Origin of the sequence: Veillonella parvula DSM 2008 (assembly GCF_000024945.1) — a bacterium.
Taxonomy (GTDB): Bacteria; Bacillota; Negativicutes; order Veillonellales; family Veillonellaceae; genus Veillonella; species Veillonella parvula.
The window spans coordinates 2,042,483-2,058,511 of the sequence record NC_013520.1; the positions used below are offsets into that span (position 1 = coordinate 2,042,483).

Consider the following 16,029-nt stretch of genomic DNA (forward strand, 5'->3'; position numbering starts at 1 on the left):
ACCATACATATAGCCTGTTTAATGCTGTTATAGGACTCCCTAATACAGTATTGCTCCTCTTATAACATTATATACAGCAAAAAGCCTCTACCCAATAAGGTAGAGGCTCTGTATAGTTTATAGCGTTGAGAGAGAACTAATGATAGACCCGCTTAGGAGAGAGAGAGTATATGTGTTTATATAAAGCGGGCCAACATGAGATGAGTCGCTATCGCCTCATCGATTTTAGTGTACACCCAATTCCACATAACAACAAATTCAATTATGTAAACTCAATCATGCGCAAAAACTATTGTTAACTAATCTCTGCTTATCTCCCTTAAGCTTCATCGTCTACAGGTAACCGTACGATATCTGCTGTTTTATTAATCTCTTCAAAGCAAGGGCAGTCTTTACCGTGATCATTGATGAGGCCACTGGCTTGTAGATGCGAATAAATTGTGACAGGGCCTACAAACTTAAAGCCCCTCTTTTTTAAGTCTTTGCTAATCCGCGTGGATAGACCATTTTTAGTAGGAAAATGCCCTTCAGGATGGTTTTCATAAATAATCGTTTTATGATTTGTAAATCCCCAAATATAGTTACAAAACGAACCAAATTCAGATTGAATACGTTTAAAAGCCGTAGCATTATTGATAATAGCTTCAATTTTAGGACGATACTTAAGCATCCCCTCCGTCTGCATGATGCGTTCAATGTCACTTTCACCATAAACAGCCACCGCATCAATATCAAAATGATCAAAGCATGCTCGAATGATATCTCGTTTATTCAAAATCGTAAGCCAACTTAGGCCACATTGGAGACTTTCAAGACAAAGATGTTCAAATTGATGTTGATCATCATGAATTGGTCGTCCCCACTCGTAATCGTGGTAATCCTGATATAAAGGCGTCGTCGGCCATTCACAAGTCGTCATCACACACCTCCATGCGCCCATACGAGAACGTCATACATGAGCGCTACTACAAGACCCATTACGAGATGACCACCCACGTAAAATGGCACCAAATAATAAATGAATAAAAGTAGGGAATGCAAGGCTTTACGAAGCCATACAATCGGCGTAGATGTGTCGCCACCCACCTTACTATCAAGCCAATTATGGACGGCATAAATAGGTGTTCCTAAACGGCGAATCCAGTCCGGAACACGTACCCCAGGATTCAAACCAGGGCAATAGAAGATCACCAAGGGCAACGCCACCACATCAATGACGAGCAGTATGGTTAGCATAAAAGCGAACCAATCTAATTCGCCTTCCCACGTATAGGGTTGTGCCATGAAACGGGTACCCCACAAATAGGCTTTGTATACGATATACGGTTCTAATAGCCATAATAAGGGCTTCACTACATGCATAATAAACACACTCTCTAAATTTATAAACAGTATTTTAATTATAGCATATTTCCTCTTCTTAACAACGTTTTTTGATACTTACCCACTAATCCATAGTATTTCATTAATTTTGGAAATCTACAAGCAGGATGATAATAATCAAGAACAAGAATATTTGTATTATTTAAGTTTATATATGGATCATCTCCTACCCATACTAAATTTTCACCAAATATGTCGCTTAAATATCTAAATGTTCCACCACAAATGATAACTGTAGGCTGAATAAAACCAATCTCATCTCTTAACTCAAATTTATCAAACTCAACATATTCCTTTAATACAGCATGATTAGATGTCTTTTGCCCCCCACTTTTACGTAAATTTACAATAGCAATCTTATCTAAATAGGACACTCCTGTCTTTTTTTGCTCATCTTCATTTGGTAAATGATGTAACGTCTCTACATCTGTATGTATAATACCTTGAGCCCACAAAGAAATTGTCATCCATGTATTAATTTTACTAACACGTTCTAAGTCGCTACGAATCCATTCGCACAAATCCCACGAATCGTTAGAGCCATTACCATTATAAGCTTCTTTTAAAATAAACAAAGGTCTGCAATTCGAATAAAACCATGTACTTGGATTAATAATACCATCTCTTATAAATCCATCTGCATCATGGTTAATATCATGAGAAGCATCCTTTAATTTCCATACTAAAAATAATTTATCTATCTCTGTATTATAAAAATCAACCTTAGCATTTACCCCCATACATAATCCCCTCTATAAATACCCCTATCAATAATCTTATCTAAAAATGGAACTTAATTATCACTAATAATAATTTTCGTTACCTTGCTACCATTGTGCTCGAAAAATATACCTACAATATTGTCACTGTTATAGCGTAGATATCCATAGAACCATCGATTATTAAAGTCTATAAAATCAGGACGGCCATAGATGTCCATCACTTTTTTCAAGGAATCGCCAACAGCAATGCCACGAGCAGTCACAGCATCGCGATTACTAACAGTCATATACCATACGATAGGACGACTATCTTGCATCAACGAATGTCCAAATTTGATGCCCCCATAAGTGAGCTCATCACGTTTCTCACTCGTCGGCTGACCTAGACTAGCTTTTACCGCATCAAAGGACGTGCCTAGTGAAACGCCGGCAATTCTCATATCTTCATCAGGCAATGGAGCTCCAATAGCTTGCCCTGGCCGATAATGTCGATATTGCTCCGCTTTGGGCCAAGTTGGTGAAAGCTTAGCATTACTCGTTTCCAACCGATCCATAGCTTTACTTAACCAACTAGCATCGGCAACTGAACTCACATTGCTAACCAATAATAAAGCCACACCTAAACTAATTGCAATAAATTTTGTTTTCATGTTTCTCTCCTAGCCTCTCAATCTATAAATGACCTATAGATCTAATATTAACATAATCACACTGAAATCAGAACCTAACGCTACAATACCTATAAAAAAGGACTCATGCCCCATAGGGGGTAGTAGCATGTAAGCAAAACACGCTTCCATGTCACTAAAAAATATAGCCATTTAGTTATATAATTATACTTAATAACATAACCTACAGATTACTACAATACCAATAAATACGAAAATGTAAGCGGGAGATACCACCATGACTAAACTACCACTATTAGCGTGTGCTTTCATCATGAGCACTATATTATCACCAGTAGGAGCCATTGATGTTAATATTCCTGGTGCAGATTCTAAGATTTCCAAGGATGCCTATATAAATTACCAAGCTACGAACCCAGCTATTGAACAGGATGTAGCAAACTATGTAGAAGCATTAAAAGCAATGGACAAAACCAAAGGTATTAGCAAAAGCGAAATGGAGTATGCTAAAGCTATCTCTATATATCGTGCTCAACATTACCATAATACGGTCATTTCCGTTCATGACCAATACAACCAAATTCGGCTTTCATTCCCTGTAGCGGGCATAAAAAGTGATTATCATATAGGGCGTTACAAAAATCCGAGTCGAACCATTGAGGACTATCGAGTGTTAACCGATAACGGAAGTCTCAATTTAGAAATTGACTACGCAGATTTTAAAGATTACGACTGGCGCAACACCAAAATAGCTTATGAAAAGCTAACAGACAAAGACGTCCGTAATTTCTTGCAAGCCAATGCGAAACGAAAGTCCTCAAAACAGATTTCTGATATAAAGGGTACTGTATTTTCATATCCTACTGTTACCTACAGCACTTGGGATAGCATGAAGATGCCACACCTTAAAAACGCTAAAAAAACAACGCTCACCATCGACACAATAAATTTTAAATTTAAGGGCTATAATATGCGTTATCCTTTATATCACGCAGGGTTTGTCTATTATGATAACAACCCCGTTCTGAACAAGGTTCCTACAGATAAATTATTGGCTAATTATGTGCTTCCCTCTGTACAAAACCTAAATGAATTAAATCAATATTCACGCATAGAAAGCTTAAACGGTGTACAATACCGCGTACCAAAAGACGCCATATACGAAGGTGAAAGTAAGGGCACCGACCACCAAGATATTAGATACTACAAAAAAGGAGACATAACATTCTTTATTTCTACTGACAATGTTCCTAAAAACCCATATGCGCATGAAATTGTTATAAATGGTCATTACAATTTTAAAACTGATTTAAATACGTTCTGGGATATTTACCGTTACCATCCATCAGCATCAGACTATATCAATTACTCAATTGTATGGAACAATAACATCCCTGGTCTATCCATACACAGCTATGAACCTAATAAGAATGATCACATTCTAAACTTTAACTCCTATGATGGCATATATAGTTTTACTTATACTATCTTTTATCCAAGTTTTTTAAGTGCTGAGGAAGTTCAAAAATTACGGAATATGATTGAGTTCTTTGACTCTACCAATAATCCTAATTTTAAAATGCAAGAACACGTTCTATTTCCAGAAGCATAGACGATCTATATCAACACCATTATAAAATAGCTTTCATAAGCATTATATTATACAAATATATAAATTAACTAACAAAAGTCGAGCAACTAAACGATAGAAGCTCGACTTTTTTAGTACCAGAAAACTAAAATATACTTAGCTAAGATACAGCATTCACGGTATCCCAAAGAATTGTATGTATGTCTTCATTTGTTATGTGGACAGACTAGCCCTCTATGGCATCAACTACTTCGCCAATGTACATATAATGTGGTTCCCAACGATCATGCCCAGCTTGTGTATATACAGCAGGATTAGATGCATAATAGTCTTTTACCTTTTCTGCCAAATGGGCTTCATCGAATTGGTGTTCATATAACTTTTTACATACAAAAGTTAACTCTGCTTCTTTGAAAGTCACCCCATCGCCTGCCGCCACCGGGGTTAGTCCAGAGTTAGCTACCTTATCTTCGTCGCGACCAGAATGAGATCCTAAGTAACCAAGCGCCTTGCGGTAGCTTTCAGGGAAGAAACTCACTGTAAAGGTATCGTATTTTGCCATAAATTCCTGCGTATAGCGGGCCGGATGAATGTACACCGTCACCGTAGACATGTCGCCGCCATTAGGGCCCCACACATTGCCCATGCTGCCCCAACTAACTGTACACGTATTAAAATCATCAAGCGTTCCAGCCGTAACAAGAGCCCAACGATTCTCAAACATGGTAAAAGCTTGATTATCTTTTGTTTCAAATGGTTTCATAAAGACCTCCAGTTTATCTCAATTTGACGATATAAATCTTTACATCTATAATATAGATAGATAGTCAGACGAGTAGTTGCGTCAGGCTCATCTCTAATAACATATAAACATGTAGAAATGGCCTTTTCGTTTTATCTAATTTCCGAAGAAATGAAGGGCTATTTTGCTATTTCTAAACAAATAAGCGCCACAAGTGCTCCAAAGGATATCATGACTGATAAAATCCCAAGGATAACCATAATGATTTTATACCCACTCATAAGCCCCCCCTCCCTTCAAAAGCGAAGAGAGGCCCAACCTCATCTAACTATCCTAAATCTATTATAGAGCAAACTAATATACGATACAATAAAGACCATATTATATAAATATATGAATAAACCAATAAAAGCCGAGCTAATTCTAATAATTAAAAGCTCGGCTTTTAGTTTATTTAACTTTTGAAGGGATACTAAAAATTTACCAATGGAATGCTTAAAATCATGGAAGCTATTATTAAGATATACACTACAAGACATAGCTTTAACAAAAGCAGTAAACTGCCAAATAGGACTTTATAGATAGGTGCTTCTTCTTTCTTAGGTCGTATCCATTCTTTAGTTTTATAATATATTTTGGGCTTGTTAAAAGCTGGCGGTAATCGCTTACACCATAAAACAAGCCACAGAATACTGCATATATTACCAAAGAGAAAAAATAGAAATAGACCGAAATGCTCCAATGAATATACTTTCAATATATAAATATAATAGAGTAGATTAGTAAACGTCCCTACGAAGTTGACCCATAGATAAATGAGATAAGATTTAAGCAAAAGCACTAATATAATTTTAATGTATTTGAGTTTACTCATTGCCTCTCTCCTATCTAATATTATACAAGCTAAAAAAGCAAAGTTTTTTATTGAGTCAACAGTTTAACCCATTCCATATACCAAGGAATAAATACTGGGCTATTTTCGAGTCTCTCTTTATATGACCCTTTCTCTCGCCATTGTGGCTCTTTTCGTAATCTTGCCGCATCATCAAATCCCACATATTCAATCATATTTCTCAGCTGTTTATGTGTATAAGACGTTTTACTTTCATCATAATTAATGCGATAACTGTAATAGTATACAGAATCTTTCATAACATGACGAAGATAGGATTCACGATTGGGCTTATAGGCATCAACTAAAGAACCAGGAATTCCGTTATTCCACACTACGGCGTACTGTGTAGGCGTCTCTAAATCATTATATTTATGTAAATAATATATTATTGGAACCTTAATCAGCGTGTTATCTGTCTCTTTACTCATGATTGCGCTACGTATTACCCGTATTTTAACCCCTGTATCCTCATAGGTTCTCACCTCATGTCTCTCATTTTCTACGGCTTCACTGACTAACTTAGCCGTCTTAGGAATGCGATAGTGAAAGTTCCCCCAATGCTCAATCTGGCTATAACTATCTAATCCAGCTAAGGATTCTATGGATGGAATAATATAATTACTCATCACCACTTCAGGTGCTTGATCTTGATATGGATCTTCTGTATTAACCCAACCACCATAGGTAATGCCATAGGCAGTTTTTGTATCATTCAGTGTGAATTCCGTATACATCACACGAGCATTGTTCGACATAAATTTCCAAGATGTATTCCGTAAACCTGGATACATATATTTTCCTTTACTTTCAGAATATGTATCAAGTGCTTTGCCATGCGGTGGTCCTACCACTAAAAACGCACTCAAGCTTCTAACAGCAAAAAAAGAACCTTCTTTTCCAGATGGAATCTCTACAACATCACCGCGAAAGCTGACATTTGGTACAGATAGCCTGATATTCTTATCCCCTTCATGAATCAATACAACCGTTGATTGAGAATAATCTGCAAGCTCCAAAGCCTTAGAAAAACCAGGATGTTCCAGATTTAGCTTATCAGGCGTAGATGGCGGATTTTTAGGATTCGATTTTGCAAATTGACTATATAACTCTGCTTCTTGCTCCGTAACTTTATTAATATGCCGATAATTCTCATACGCATTAGTAGGAATACTCGCATCCGCCCCAGGCATAGGTGGTTGCCCTTTTTGCACTTCAATCTGTACAGCACTTATATTCATGGTGAAAGCAGTTGCTAGCGCCATCATAATCAAACTTTTACGTAACATAGTACCCTCTCTCAATTTTTATAAAATAAATAAGCACAGCATTATTAGCATAAGTATACTATGCAAATAATGCTGTGCCTATGATTAATAATTTTATAATTTAGTATATAGGATTTACCTATATTGATATTTATAAGGTTTATCTCAATTTGACGATATATATCTTTATTCATATAATATAAGTAGATAGTCAGACGAGTCGTAACGTCAGGCTCATCTCTGATGGCCTTTCAGTTATCGAATCATCTAAGATAACGAAGGGTTATTTGTCTTTTCCTAGACAAATAAGTGCTATTAAAGCTCCAAAAATCCCGTTAATAACGGGATTTTTTTATTCCCAATGTATATATATTCTCCAACAAGCAATAAAACTCCTCTTTGTATTTTCCCCAGTTTTTATGGATAATTAAACTATACTTGATATATGCACCACAAGTAGTAAGGGTGATTTAGTATGAATCTCTAGATAGTGTAAATTTTTGGAGGTGTCATATGGATTCTCTGACTATTATTTGGGTTATTGTTTGCGCCTATTTATTACTGAATTTATTAGTCGGCGTATATTGTCATATTCGTGTAAAAGATAGTACTGACTATCTACTCGCAGGTCGTCGTATTGGGGTTCTTATGACGGCAGGCACATTAGCAGCTACGGAAATCGGTGGTGGGAGTACCGTAGGTGTAGCAGCGAAAGCGTATGGTTCTTGGGGTTTATCTGCAGGTTGGTACGTAGTATCTGCAGGGATTGGTGTTATCCTCGTTGCGTTCATCGCACCACTCTTGCGGCGTGCCATGGCAACAACAGTACCAGAGATCATCGGCCGTCGTTTCGGCGCGTCTAGCCATCTCATTACTTCTATTCTGTCCATGCTGGCAACGATTACACTAGCAGGCGTACAGATTACAGCAACTGCAACCATTATTAGCGTTCTCACCGGACTTTCAACAGAACTCGCCATCCTCATCTGTGGCGCGGTACTCGTAATTTACACCATGTCCGGCGGTATGTGGAGCGTTACGATGACGGACGTTATCCATTTCTTCGTTCTCGTTGGGGGCTTCTCCCTCGCGGTGCCATTCGTATTGCACAATGTGGGCGGTTGGGAATCGGTAGTGGCGAAATTGCCACCTGAACAGCTAGGCTTCACAAAGGTTGGTTGGAAAACCATCATCGGCCTCATTATCATGTACTTCATGACCTTCTCCACCGGCCAAGAATCCGTTCAACGGTACTTTGCAGCGAAGGACGAAAGGACGGCCGTTCTCGGTTCTATCATTTGTGGCATTATCATGGCTCTTTTCGCCTTTGTTCCTGCGGTTTTAGGCCTCGTAGCATTGGCTGAGTTTCCGAACATCGAAGCGAACAATGCGGTGGCAACGGTAGCGCTTAACCTCATGCCTCCTGTAATGGCAGGCTTCGTTATGGCTGCGGTCGTTTCGGCTACGCTTTCATCAGGCGCAGGCGACCTCTTAGGTGCCGCAACAGTATTTACCAAGGATATTGTGGAACATCATTTTGGTAAAAGCCTCACTGACGCTCAGCTCACAAATTACAGTCGTCTGTGCGTGCTATTCCTCGGCATCATCGCCATCATCATCTCCCTTGTAAGCAAAGCCATCATTCCGATGCTCGTATTTGCTTTCACAATGAGATCCGCTGGCCCATTCGCTGCATTCCTACTTGGCCTCACTTGGAAAAATGCAACAGCTGGCGCTGGCATTTGGTCCATCGTGCTCGGCTCCATCGCAGGCGTGTACTGGGAATTCGTTGGCAATCCATATGGCATCATGTCCATCATCTTTGGTTCCATCGTCAGCCTCATCGTCTTTGTGGCTGTGGTGTTCATTGAAAGATCTATGGGTAAACCACCCGCTCCTCCGGCTATACCTGATGATGTAAAAGAAATATAATTAGTTTGTTATAATCTGTGACTTAATAATAGGCCTAAAAGTACTATAAAATTACAATTATAAAACCAAAAACTCCTATCGGTGAAAGCCAATAGGAGTTTTTCTTATTTTACAACGACATCATCAAACTGTATGCCATACACGTGTTCATCATAATTTGACGATATATCATAACCTTATTATAATATAAGAAGATAGTCAGACGAGTCGTACCGTCAGGCTCATCTCTAGTTACATAAAAACATGAAGAAATGGCCTTTCAGTTATCTAGTTACACTAGGCAACGGAGGGCTATTTGCTTTTTGTAAAGCAAATAAGGGCACTAAAGCTCCAAAAACAATAACCACATCCAGTAATGCAGCAAAGGCACGTTCTCATCAGTATATATACTATACTCTTGAGAACGTGCCTATTTATAACTAGGATCTCATAGGAGTAACATCTACTCATACCTTCTTACTATATTATAGTCACAACATCTATTTGCTTTTACAATATTAACACTAAAGAATCTATCGTTCTCAACATTGCTCAATATGCATAGTATACATATTGAATATTCATTCTACGTATGTTTTAATGAAGATAAATACCATTCGTTTATAACAAATTAAATATGTATCCTTTATTAGAGAAATCCACTATATTTACACTACATAATAGGTCTTTACTACCATGCTTATATAATCTCAAAACGCATCATGGTAGCTTTTTTATTACGTAAAGGAGTATAGATGTATGAGTAAGGAGAAATTAGAGTTTGTTGAACCAGTTGATACGAACACAGATAATGAGTATTCTAGGGAGCCAGTCCCATTAGGGGCAAGGAAATCCTGCTTTTCTCTCACCATTGTTTGGACTGGATTTGTTTTTCTTGTTACTAGTATGATGGCTGGTGGCGGATTAGCTGCAGGGCTAACTTTCAACGAATTACTATTAGCTATGATTCTAGGAAATATTTTCTTATGTATCATCGCAGGTCTAGTAAGTGTAATCGCCTATAAAACAGGCCTTACCTTTGCCCTTTTGACGCGATACAGCTTCGGTCAGGAAGGCTCCAGAATTGCCTCTCTCTTCGTACCTATCGTCAATCTAGGTTGGTACACTATTCAAGCGGCTTTATATGGACATTTTATTGCTCAAGTATTCAACCTCTCCTACACAGGCGAAGTCATTGCTATGATGCTCAGCGCCGTTATCATGGGTATCTTTGCAGTTCTCGGCATTAAATCCCTCGCCGTATTCGGCTATATTGCGATTCCGTCCATCGTATTCCTCTCTCTAGGAACGGCGGCTCGCTCCGTTCAAACAATCGGTGGCTGGCAAGAACTATTTAGCTATGTGCCATTGCAACCTATCGATTTACTATCAGGCATTACCATCGTTATCGGTACATGGATTCTATCTACTGCCACATGTATCGCTGATATTATGCGCTATGGTAAAAGCAAGAAAGACGTTATTACAGCGAGCACAATCGGTCTATTAGGTGGCAATACGTTGATGATCAGCTGCGGTGCTATCGCAGGCGTTGCTATGAATGATGGTGACTTAATCAACGTACTTTTAAGCTTTGGCCTCGTGTTCCCAAGCTTACTATTGTTGACTACAAATATCTTTACCACAAATGGTGCGAACCTCTATTCCACATCATTGAACCTAGCAAACTCTTTCAAACTAAATAGAAATATTATGCTAGCCGTGCTCATTGCTATCTCTGCATTAGCAACAATGACACAACCATATAAAATCGACTCCCTCTTTGTATTCTTAAGTACACTAGGCATCATCGTTCCGCCACTATGCGGTATTATCTTAGCGGACTTTTACCTGGTTCATCGCGGAAAATATATCGATTACAACAAAGCGACTTTCAAAAAATGGAATCTAGTTCCATGGATCACATGGGCCATCGCATTGGTCTGTGTTAAATTCATACCATTCGGACTGGCTTCGCTAAATGGGATTGTAATCGGTGCCCTACTGTACGCAGTCATTACGTATATTGTTAAACCTAATGTTATTAGTGAAAGCAAAGGGTGATTATCATGGCAATTCATAAACTATCTGCTATACTAGGCACAATCATTATGGGCATCGGATCCTTTATTACCTGTCTAGCCACAACTGAAAGTACCATTACCCTTGGTAACGGCATGCTCGTGGTAAGTATTATTATGATGGGATTTGGATATTCAAAATGGCAACCGTAAAAAATTAATATTTATATAAAATAAGAAAAAGCACTATCTACAAATAATAAGATAGTGCTTTTCTGACCCCATTGGAGATTATTTAATTTAAAACCACGTATGCTGCAGTTGGAATTCCTAAGCGCTATTATGATATGTTTCCGTCCCCTAATGGGGATTATTTAATTTAACCGTGTACGGTAATTTATTCGATAATACAGAAGATAAGTTTGGGTTTCCGTCCCCTAATAGGGATTATTTAATTTAACTGGCTAAGAAGCACGCCTTACTCGGTGCATCAAGTAGTGCATTTCCGTCCCCTAATGGGGATTATTTAGTTTAACAACAATGCTAGTCAAAAATGAAACAAAATATTGTTGGTATTTTGGTTTCCGTTCCCATCAGGGGATTATTTAATTTAACTTGGTTCTATGAACCTTAGTTTTAGTGACTAACGCTATATGAAGCATCCCACCATCATAGCAACCACGAATAGGATCTGTATCTCCTACAGGAGTATAAAGAATTCTCATTGTACTACCTCACTTTGTACCCCACCCATACCTAATGCGGTCTTAATTCCGAGCCCTGTGAATTGGCTATAGTAGGTCAATAGAGATAAGATGCGTTGCATCACTAAATTTCGCTTAAATTGCATTACAATCTCTCCACGGAAACCACGGATTTTAACCCCTTCTAAACCATATATGCCCATACGCAAATTATAGTCGCGAATGAAAGCTGCCGATTCAAGTGCAGCTAATAAATCTTCAGAGTCCATCATTTCAAACGTAGTGAATTGGTTCCATTGACGCAATAAATAGCGATAGATACGAAAGGCTTCAGGGAAGATTGTATATTGTTGATCTACTTTAAAGCTTGTTGTAGTCACACACCGCAATTTAGCCTGCGCATATTCTGCTTCACCACTCCAAAACTTAGCCATTAACGCTTCATAAGAGGTTTCCTCTAAAATGGTTCTATCTTGAATATAAATATGCCCTCGTTTTTGTTTCAAAAAAATCTTTTCAGGCATATCTAGTACTGGTCGTAATATACGTTCAACAGCCTCTGCTGTTACAGCAGAAAGGCGCCAAATATATTGACCTTTTTCTTTATCAAAATAGATATATTGGCTATAAGGGCGCAGGCCCGTTTCATGCAACTGACCTGCGTATTCTATTCCCACCAGCTCCATTAAGACTCCATGTAGCACGCTACCTATAGACTGTACAATTTTAATAGATGGATCTGCTGTTATTCCTAACTCAATGGCCATAATTTCAACATTATCTGCCAATATGAATGCCCCCCACCTCATAATAATTGCCATTCCACTTTACTAATTTAATCGCACGTGGTGCCATAAATTTATCCTTACTATCATGTTTAGCCTTTTGAAAATTCACATCTAAAATAGCTCTAATAATATCAATTCCTGTTTTTTCATCATCTGTAAAAGCAGCCATAATAATAGTCTTCTGAATAAACCCTGTATTACTACCAATATACGCATTAGCTGAGTCTAGAGCTTTAAAGACAGACGGACTAACCTTCTTAAATTTAGAGGCTAATAACTTATGAGTAGCATCAAAGTCTTCCTGTAAAATATCTAACACTTGATCGATACTAGTAATCCCTATTTCTTTAGTCATAGCTGTATCAAGGGTTAATGTAAAGGAAAACTGCTGATTTGGTAAAATGCACTCACGATGTACAGAAATATCATGAGTTCCATCTTCCTCAACACAAGAATCCTCTTTCTTTAATACCTCTGTTTTAATCACACCCATAGGCATAGCATCAGAAATAGAAATACCTCGGAAAGCACTGGCTAAAATACCTTTAAATGGTTTTCCTTCATTGTTCGTAAGGACATGAATATGTTTAAGAATAGCTAGATTTACCATCTTAAATATATCTTTGAAAAGGCTTCTAGCATTCTTTCTTTTATATACATCTAAAACTTTTCTTAACTCTCTTTGTACATTACTCCTAAATGCTTTATTATTACGAAGCATATGCGAAATAATAGCACTATCAATAACGCCTTTAATCGAGCTACCAGGAATATAAACATCTCCATTAGCACCACGAATCTGAGGAGTAATATCATTCAATGAGTTTTTACGCCCTTTATTATATATCGATGATTTCATAATTGAGCCAATAGCAGACCTTAATGTATCTTTTGTTAGTTGAGATGCACCAATAGCATTTTTTGCCCAATCATACATAGTCCGACCATTTGGCCTTATCATTTCATCCTGCATATATAATTCAAACTCTTCTAATTTATTATGATGTGCTAAAAAGCGAAACCACTCGTAGTTATTAAGTAAATATACTTCACCAGCATCGTAATTATACATATAATCCTTAGTCGTTAGATTTTCAGGGCCACCAATATTGGTAGGACTCACAATAGTGAGCGATAGTTGTGCATGATCTATACGATTACTCATAATCCACCCCAATCCATAAGCCCATACCATTACGATATACAGGGTGAGGTAAACTATCCCCTGTAATAGTAAGCATTTGTCCTACTAATGCTTTTGGACAAACAGAGCCTTCTTTAACAACATAATAGGAATTACGTTTCACTTGAGTCATACTTCCAGCAGATCCAACAAAGCCGCCACGTTTTTGTAATTTATAAGAACCTTGTTTTAAAGTAGCCACTTCATCACGAGTCGGAACACAAGCACTAATACACATCATCTTTCCTTGATTATTGTGAAGCAATTCATATAAAGCAGAGTCATCTTTATAAATGCCTTCAGATTCCAACTGAATGGGATCATCAGCTAACTCAAATTTCCCATAGCCACCGCTGCGCTTGCCACCGATACCAGATAGACCTAATAATTCAAGAATGGCTTCAAATAACTCACGACTTGTATCATCGGTAAATCTAGCTATAATATATAGTCCTGTGTTTGACATAAATTGATAGCTCCCCACATAATATGGTCTACTTTTTTCACCACGCATATTTACTTGTGTCATGGCTTGCTTAGTTCCAAAGATAGGCATATGTTTTTGTGAGGTATCTGATTCTATATATTGACTAAAATTTTGTAGCTGTGATGCTCGGATATACTCAATCTTCTTAATCTTCTTTTGCTCTGTCGCTACACGTTTTGTCTCTGCAAAACTTGTAATAGGCAGCTCTATTGAATCAATTTGCATGATAGGTGTAGGTACATACAATTGATACTCCCCATTATCTATGCAGTAAGGAAACAAACTAGATAATACAATATGTTGTTCTTTTACAGAGTCGATAAAAGATTGTAGTAAACCTGTATTATGGCTGATTTCATGACAGCATGCACCAAAAAGCACATCAGAGCCTAATGTGGATGAAATTGTTTCTAGGTTTCCCCCTTCTGAGGTATCTCCAAAATGCACTGGTGTAAGAAAACGCAGTGGATATAGATAGTAGTTCATAGTAACAACCTACTTTCTTAATATATCTAATAAATCCTGCGTATTAATAGTACTATTACCTACTGATTTCACATCATCAATAGAAATATTTACACGACCATACCCGCGAGAACCATGCCCCCCGAGATAATCGATACCTAATAAATTAAGACCTGCTTTTAGTATATTCATATCCTCAGTTACTTCATCTTCACGTTCAATATTATAAGCAACTTTAAAAGTGAATACAGTATCTGCTGGAACACGTTCAATTTGACGAGGGTTAGCACTACCATCAACACGATTAATAGTATTTTCAAACTTAATTTCACCCATATAAGTATCTGTCTCTATATTATCAAACAGTTGACGAGTTTCATCTGTGATAAATAAATCATAAAACTGTAAACGAGCTGGTTTTACAGGATTTACGGAACCAAATAAACGTTTAATATCCTCTTTATCCTCTTTAATATCATTCATAATATAGTCTTCACAATGGCTTTTCGCTAACAAAGTACGTAATTTCCCTTTAATAGAGCTACCAGGAATAATAGGCTCTTGAGAAACTACATCACGAATGAATGGTGTATCAACGGATCCAATAGGAGCAAAGTCATTACTAGCACCAATATGCATACCAGTTTCTAGTTTAATAGTACCTGTAATTAGTAATTTACCACGTAAGGATTTTAATTTATCATTATTCTCCATCTTGTGCCCCTCCTATCGACGGTTTCCATTTGCTTGATTGTAATTTTGATTACTATACTGTTTATTTTTGTTCCACGCTTCATTAGACGCAGCTATAACACTGACCGCTCTATATTTATAAAAAGCTACTAATGCTTCTACATATTTACAGAACATTTCAAATTTATTAACATCAGTACCAATGCATTCAACCATCTCTACCAATTGACTATCTTCAATAAAGTTTTTTACTGGATATTTATTATCTTTATCTCGACCAGCTTGATATAAGAATGTAGTTTTTAAAAAACGAACCTCCATCGCTATATTTTCAGGTAGCTTATCAAAGGATTTGCTTTTACGTTGTTCCACACCCAATTTATTTTTAATAGCCACTACACTAGATAAAATTTTACGTACTTGTGCATACTTTACGTCAAATACTTCATCTGTTTTTCTGCATTTTGGATTATATCTTAAACGACCGATAGTTTCTTCTGCCTTAGTGACAATATCTATATCCCAATTAAATTTACCTTGTGTCATATAC

Annotated in this window: 16 protein-coding genes; 5 read left to right on the top strand and 11 right to left on the bottom strand. The window is 37.4% G+C overall.

Going from position 1 to position 16,029, the window contains the following annotated elements; all coding sequences use genetic code 11:
- The first annotated feature begins 170 nt into the window (after positions 1 to 170).
- The gene (locus VPAR_RS09725) at positions 171 to 299 is read left to right on the top strand and encodes a hypothetical protein (RefSeq protein WP_012864984.1); all 129 of its coding nucleotides are present in this window, start codon (positions 171 to 173) and stop codon (positions 297 to 299) included.
- Between the two features lie 20 nt (positions 300 to 319).
- On the opposite strand, the gene VPAR_RS09135 is transcribed toward VPAR_RS09725, so the two are convergent.
- Genes VPAR_RS09135 through VPAR_RS09150 form a run of 4 tightly spaced genes read right to left on the bottom strand, consistent with a single transcriptional unit; the run spans position 320 to position 2,755 of the window.
- On the bottom strand, positions 320 to 919 hold the full coding sequence (locus tag VPAR_RS09135) for a DNA-3-methyladenine glycosylase I (RefSeq protein ID WP_012864985.1): 600 nt from the start codon (positions 917 to 919) through the stop codon (positions 320 to 322).
- Entirely contained in the window at positions 919 to 1,362 is a 444-nt protein-coding gene (locus VPAR_RS09140; RefSeq protein ID WP_012864986.1) for a hypothetical protein, read from the bottom strand. Before VPAR_RS09140 ends, VPAR_RS09135 begins: the two co-directional genes overlap by 1 nt.
- A 38-nt stretch (positions 1,363 to 1,400) precedes the next feature.
- Positions 1,401 to 2,123 (bottom strand): hypothetical protein, encoded by a 723-nt coding sequence (locus tag VPAR_RS09145; protein WP_012864987.1) that lies wholly within the window; start codon positions 2,121 to 2,123, stop codon positions 1,401 to 1,403.
- Between the two features lie 53 nt (positions 2,124 to 2,176).
- Positions 2,177 to 2,755 (bottom strand): hypothetical protein, encoded by a 579-nt coding sequence (locus tag VPAR_RS09150; RefSeq protein WP_012864988.1) that lies wholly within the window; start codon positions 2,753 to 2,755, stop codon positions 2,177 to 2,179.
- A gap of 256 nt (positions 2,756 to 3,011) precedes the next feature.
- Here VPAR_RS09150 and VPAR_RS09155 point away from each other — a divergent pair, with 256 nt between their 5' ends.
- A complete protein-coding gene (locus VPAR_RS09155; RefSeq protein WP_012864989.1) occupies positions 3,012 to 4,346 on the top strand; it encodes a hypothetical protein in 1,335 nt (444 codons plus the stop codon).
- A gap of 205 nt (positions 4,347 to 4,551) precedes the next feature.
- Here VPAR_RS09155 and VPAR_RS09160 read toward each other — a convergent pair whose 3' ends face one another.
- Complete coding sequence (locus VPAR_RS09160) at positions 4,552 to 5,088, bottom strand: flavin reductase (protein ID WP_012864990.1); 537 nt, start codon at positions 5,086 to 5,088, stop codon at positions 4,552 to 4,554.
- A 900-nt stretch (positions 5,089 to 5,988) separates the two neighbouring features.
- A complete protein-coding gene (locus VPAR_RS09170; RefSeq protein WP_012864993.1) occupies positions 5,989 to 7,248 on the bottom strand; it encodes a hypothetical protein in 1,260 nt (419 codons plus the stop codon).
- Positions 7,249 to 7,740: 492 nt separating this feature from the next.
- Here VPAR_RS09170 and VPAR_RS09175 point away from each other — a divergent pair, with 492 nt between their 5' ends.
- From VPAR_RS09175 to VPAR_RS09665, 3 genes are all read left to right on the top strand, one after another.
- Entirely contained in the window at positions 7,741 to 9,159 is a 1,419-nt protein-coding gene (locus VPAR_RS09175; RefSeq protein ID WP_012864994.1) for a sodium:solute symporter family protein, read from the top strand.
- Between the two features lie 738 nt (positions 9,160 to 9,897).
- Entirely contained in the window at positions 9,898 to 11,202 is a 1,305-nt protein-coding gene (locus VPAR_RS09180; RefSeq protein ID WP_012864995.1) for a cytosine permease, read from the top strand.
- A 5-nt stretch (positions 11,203 to 11,207) separates the two neighbouring features.
- Positions 11,208 to 11,372 carry a hypothetical protein gene (locus VPAR_RS09665; protein ID WP_009351567.1) on the top strand — a complete coding sequence of 55 codons (165 nt, stop codon included), beginning with the start codon at positions 11,208 to 11,210 and terminating at the stop codon, positions 11,370 to 11,372.
- A 508-nt stretch (positions 11,373 to 11,880) separates the two neighbouring features.
- Here VPAR_RS09665 and cas6 read toward each other — a convergent pair.
- Genes cas6 through csm2 form a run of 5 tightly spaced genes read right to left on the bottom strand, consistent with a single transcriptional unit; the run spans position 11,881 to position 16,025 of the window.
- A complete protein-coding gene (cas6, locus tag VPAR_RS09185; protein ID WP_012864997.1) occupies positions 11,881 to 12,651 on the bottom strand; it encodes a CRISPR system precrRNA processing endoribonuclease RAMP protein Cas6 in 771 nt (256 codons plus the stop codon).
- A complete protein-coding gene (gene csm5, locus VPAR_RS09190; RefSeq protein ID WP_012864998.1) occupies positions 12,641 to 13,816 on the bottom strand; it encodes a type III-A CRISPR-associated RAMP protein Csm5 in 1,176 nt (391 codons plus the stop codon). Before csm5 ends, cas6 begins: the two co-directional genes overlap by 11 nt.
- Positions 13,809 to 14,807, bottom strand: a complete 999-nt coding sequence (gene csm4, locus VPAR_RS09195; protein ID WP_012864999.1) for a type III-A CRISPR-associated RAMP protein Csm4 — start codon at positions 14,805 to 14,807, stop codon at positions 13,809 to 13,811. The genes csm5 and csm4 overlap by 8 nt, the downstream gene beginning before the upstream one ends.
- A gap of 9 nt (positions 14,808 to 14,816) precedes the next feature.
- Positions 14,817 to 15,500 (bottom strand): type III-A CRISPR-associated RAMP protein Csm3, encoded by a 684-nt coding sequence (gene csm3, locus VPAR_RS09200; protein WP_012865000.1) that lies wholly within the window; start codon positions 15,498 to 15,500, stop codon positions 14,817 to 14,819.
- Positions 15,501 to 15,512: 12 nt separating this feature from the next.
- Positions 15,513 to 16,025 (bottom strand): type III-A CRISPR-associated protein Csm2, encoded by a 513-nt coding sequence (gene csm2 / locus VPAR_RS09205; protein WP_012865001.1) that lies wholly within the window; start codon positions 16,023 to 16,025, stop codon positions 15,513 to 15,515.
- Positions 16,026 to 16,029 lie beyond the last annotated feature (4 nt).

What these genes read in the sequence shown, in the direction of transcription:
- VPAR_RS09725 (WP_012864984.1), top strand. Translation starts at nt 171, where the DNA reads ATGTGTTTATATAAAGCGGGCCAACATGAGATGAGTCGCTATCGCCTC.
- VPAR_RS09135 (WP_012864985.1), bottom strand. Translation starts at nt 919, where the DNA reads ATGACGACTTGTGAATGGCCGACGACGCCTTTATATCAGGATTACCAC.
- VPAR_RS09140 (WP_012864986.1), bottom strand. Translation starts at nt 1,362, where the DNA reads ATGCATGTAGTGAAGCCCTTATTATGGCTATTAGAACCGTATATCGTA.
- VPAR_RS09145 (WP_012864987.1), bottom strand. Translation starts at nt 2,123, where the DNA reads ATGGGGGTAAATGCTAAGGTTGATTTTTATAATACAGAGATAGATAAA.
- VPAR_RS09150 (WP_012864988.1), bottom strand. Translation starts at nt 2,755, where the DNA reads ATGAAAACAAAATTTATTGCAATTAGTTTAGGTGTGGCTTTATTATTG.
- VPAR_RS09155 (WP_012864989.1), top strand. Translation starts at nt 3,012, where the DNA reads ATGACTAAACTACCACTATTAGCGTGTGCTTTCATCATGAGCACTATA.
- VPAR_RS09160 (WP_012864990.1), bottom strand. Translation starts at nt 5,088, where the DNA reads ATGAAACCATTTGAAACAAAAGATAATCAAGCTTTTACCATGTTTGAG.
- VPAR_RS09170 (WP_012864993.1), bottom strand. Translation starts at nt 7,248, where the DNA reads ATGTTACGTAAAAGTTTGATTATGATGGCGCTAGCAACTGCTTTCACC.
- VPAR_RS09175 (WP_012864994.1), top strand. Translation starts at nt 7,741, where the DNA reads ATGGATTCTCTGACTATTATTTGGGTTATTGTTTGCGCCTATTTATTA.
- VPAR_RS09180 (WP_012864995.1), top strand. Translation starts at nt 9,898, where the DNA reads ATGAGTAAGGAGAAATTAGAGTTTGTTGAACCAGTTGATACGAACACA.
- VPAR_RS09665 (WP_009351567.1), top strand. Translation starts at nt 11,208, where the DNA reads ATGGCAATTCATAAACTATCTGCTATACTAGGCACAATCATTATGGGC.
- csm5 (WP_012864998.1), bottom strand. Translation starts at nt 13,816, where the DNA reads ATGAGTAATCGTATAGATCATGCACAACTATCGCTCACTATTGTGAGT.
- csm4 (WP_012864999.1), bottom strand. Translation starts at nt 14,807, where the DNA reads ATGAACTACTATCTATATCCACTGCGTTTTCTTACACCAGTGCATTTT.
- csm3 (WP_012865000.1), bottom strand. Translation starts at nt 15,500, where the DNA reads ATGGAGAATAATGATAAATTAAAATCCTTACGTGGTAAATTACTAATT.
- csm2 (WP_012865001.1), bottom strand. Translation starts at nt 16,025, where the DNA reads ATGACACAAGGTAAATTTAATTGGGATATAGATATTGTCACTAAGGCA.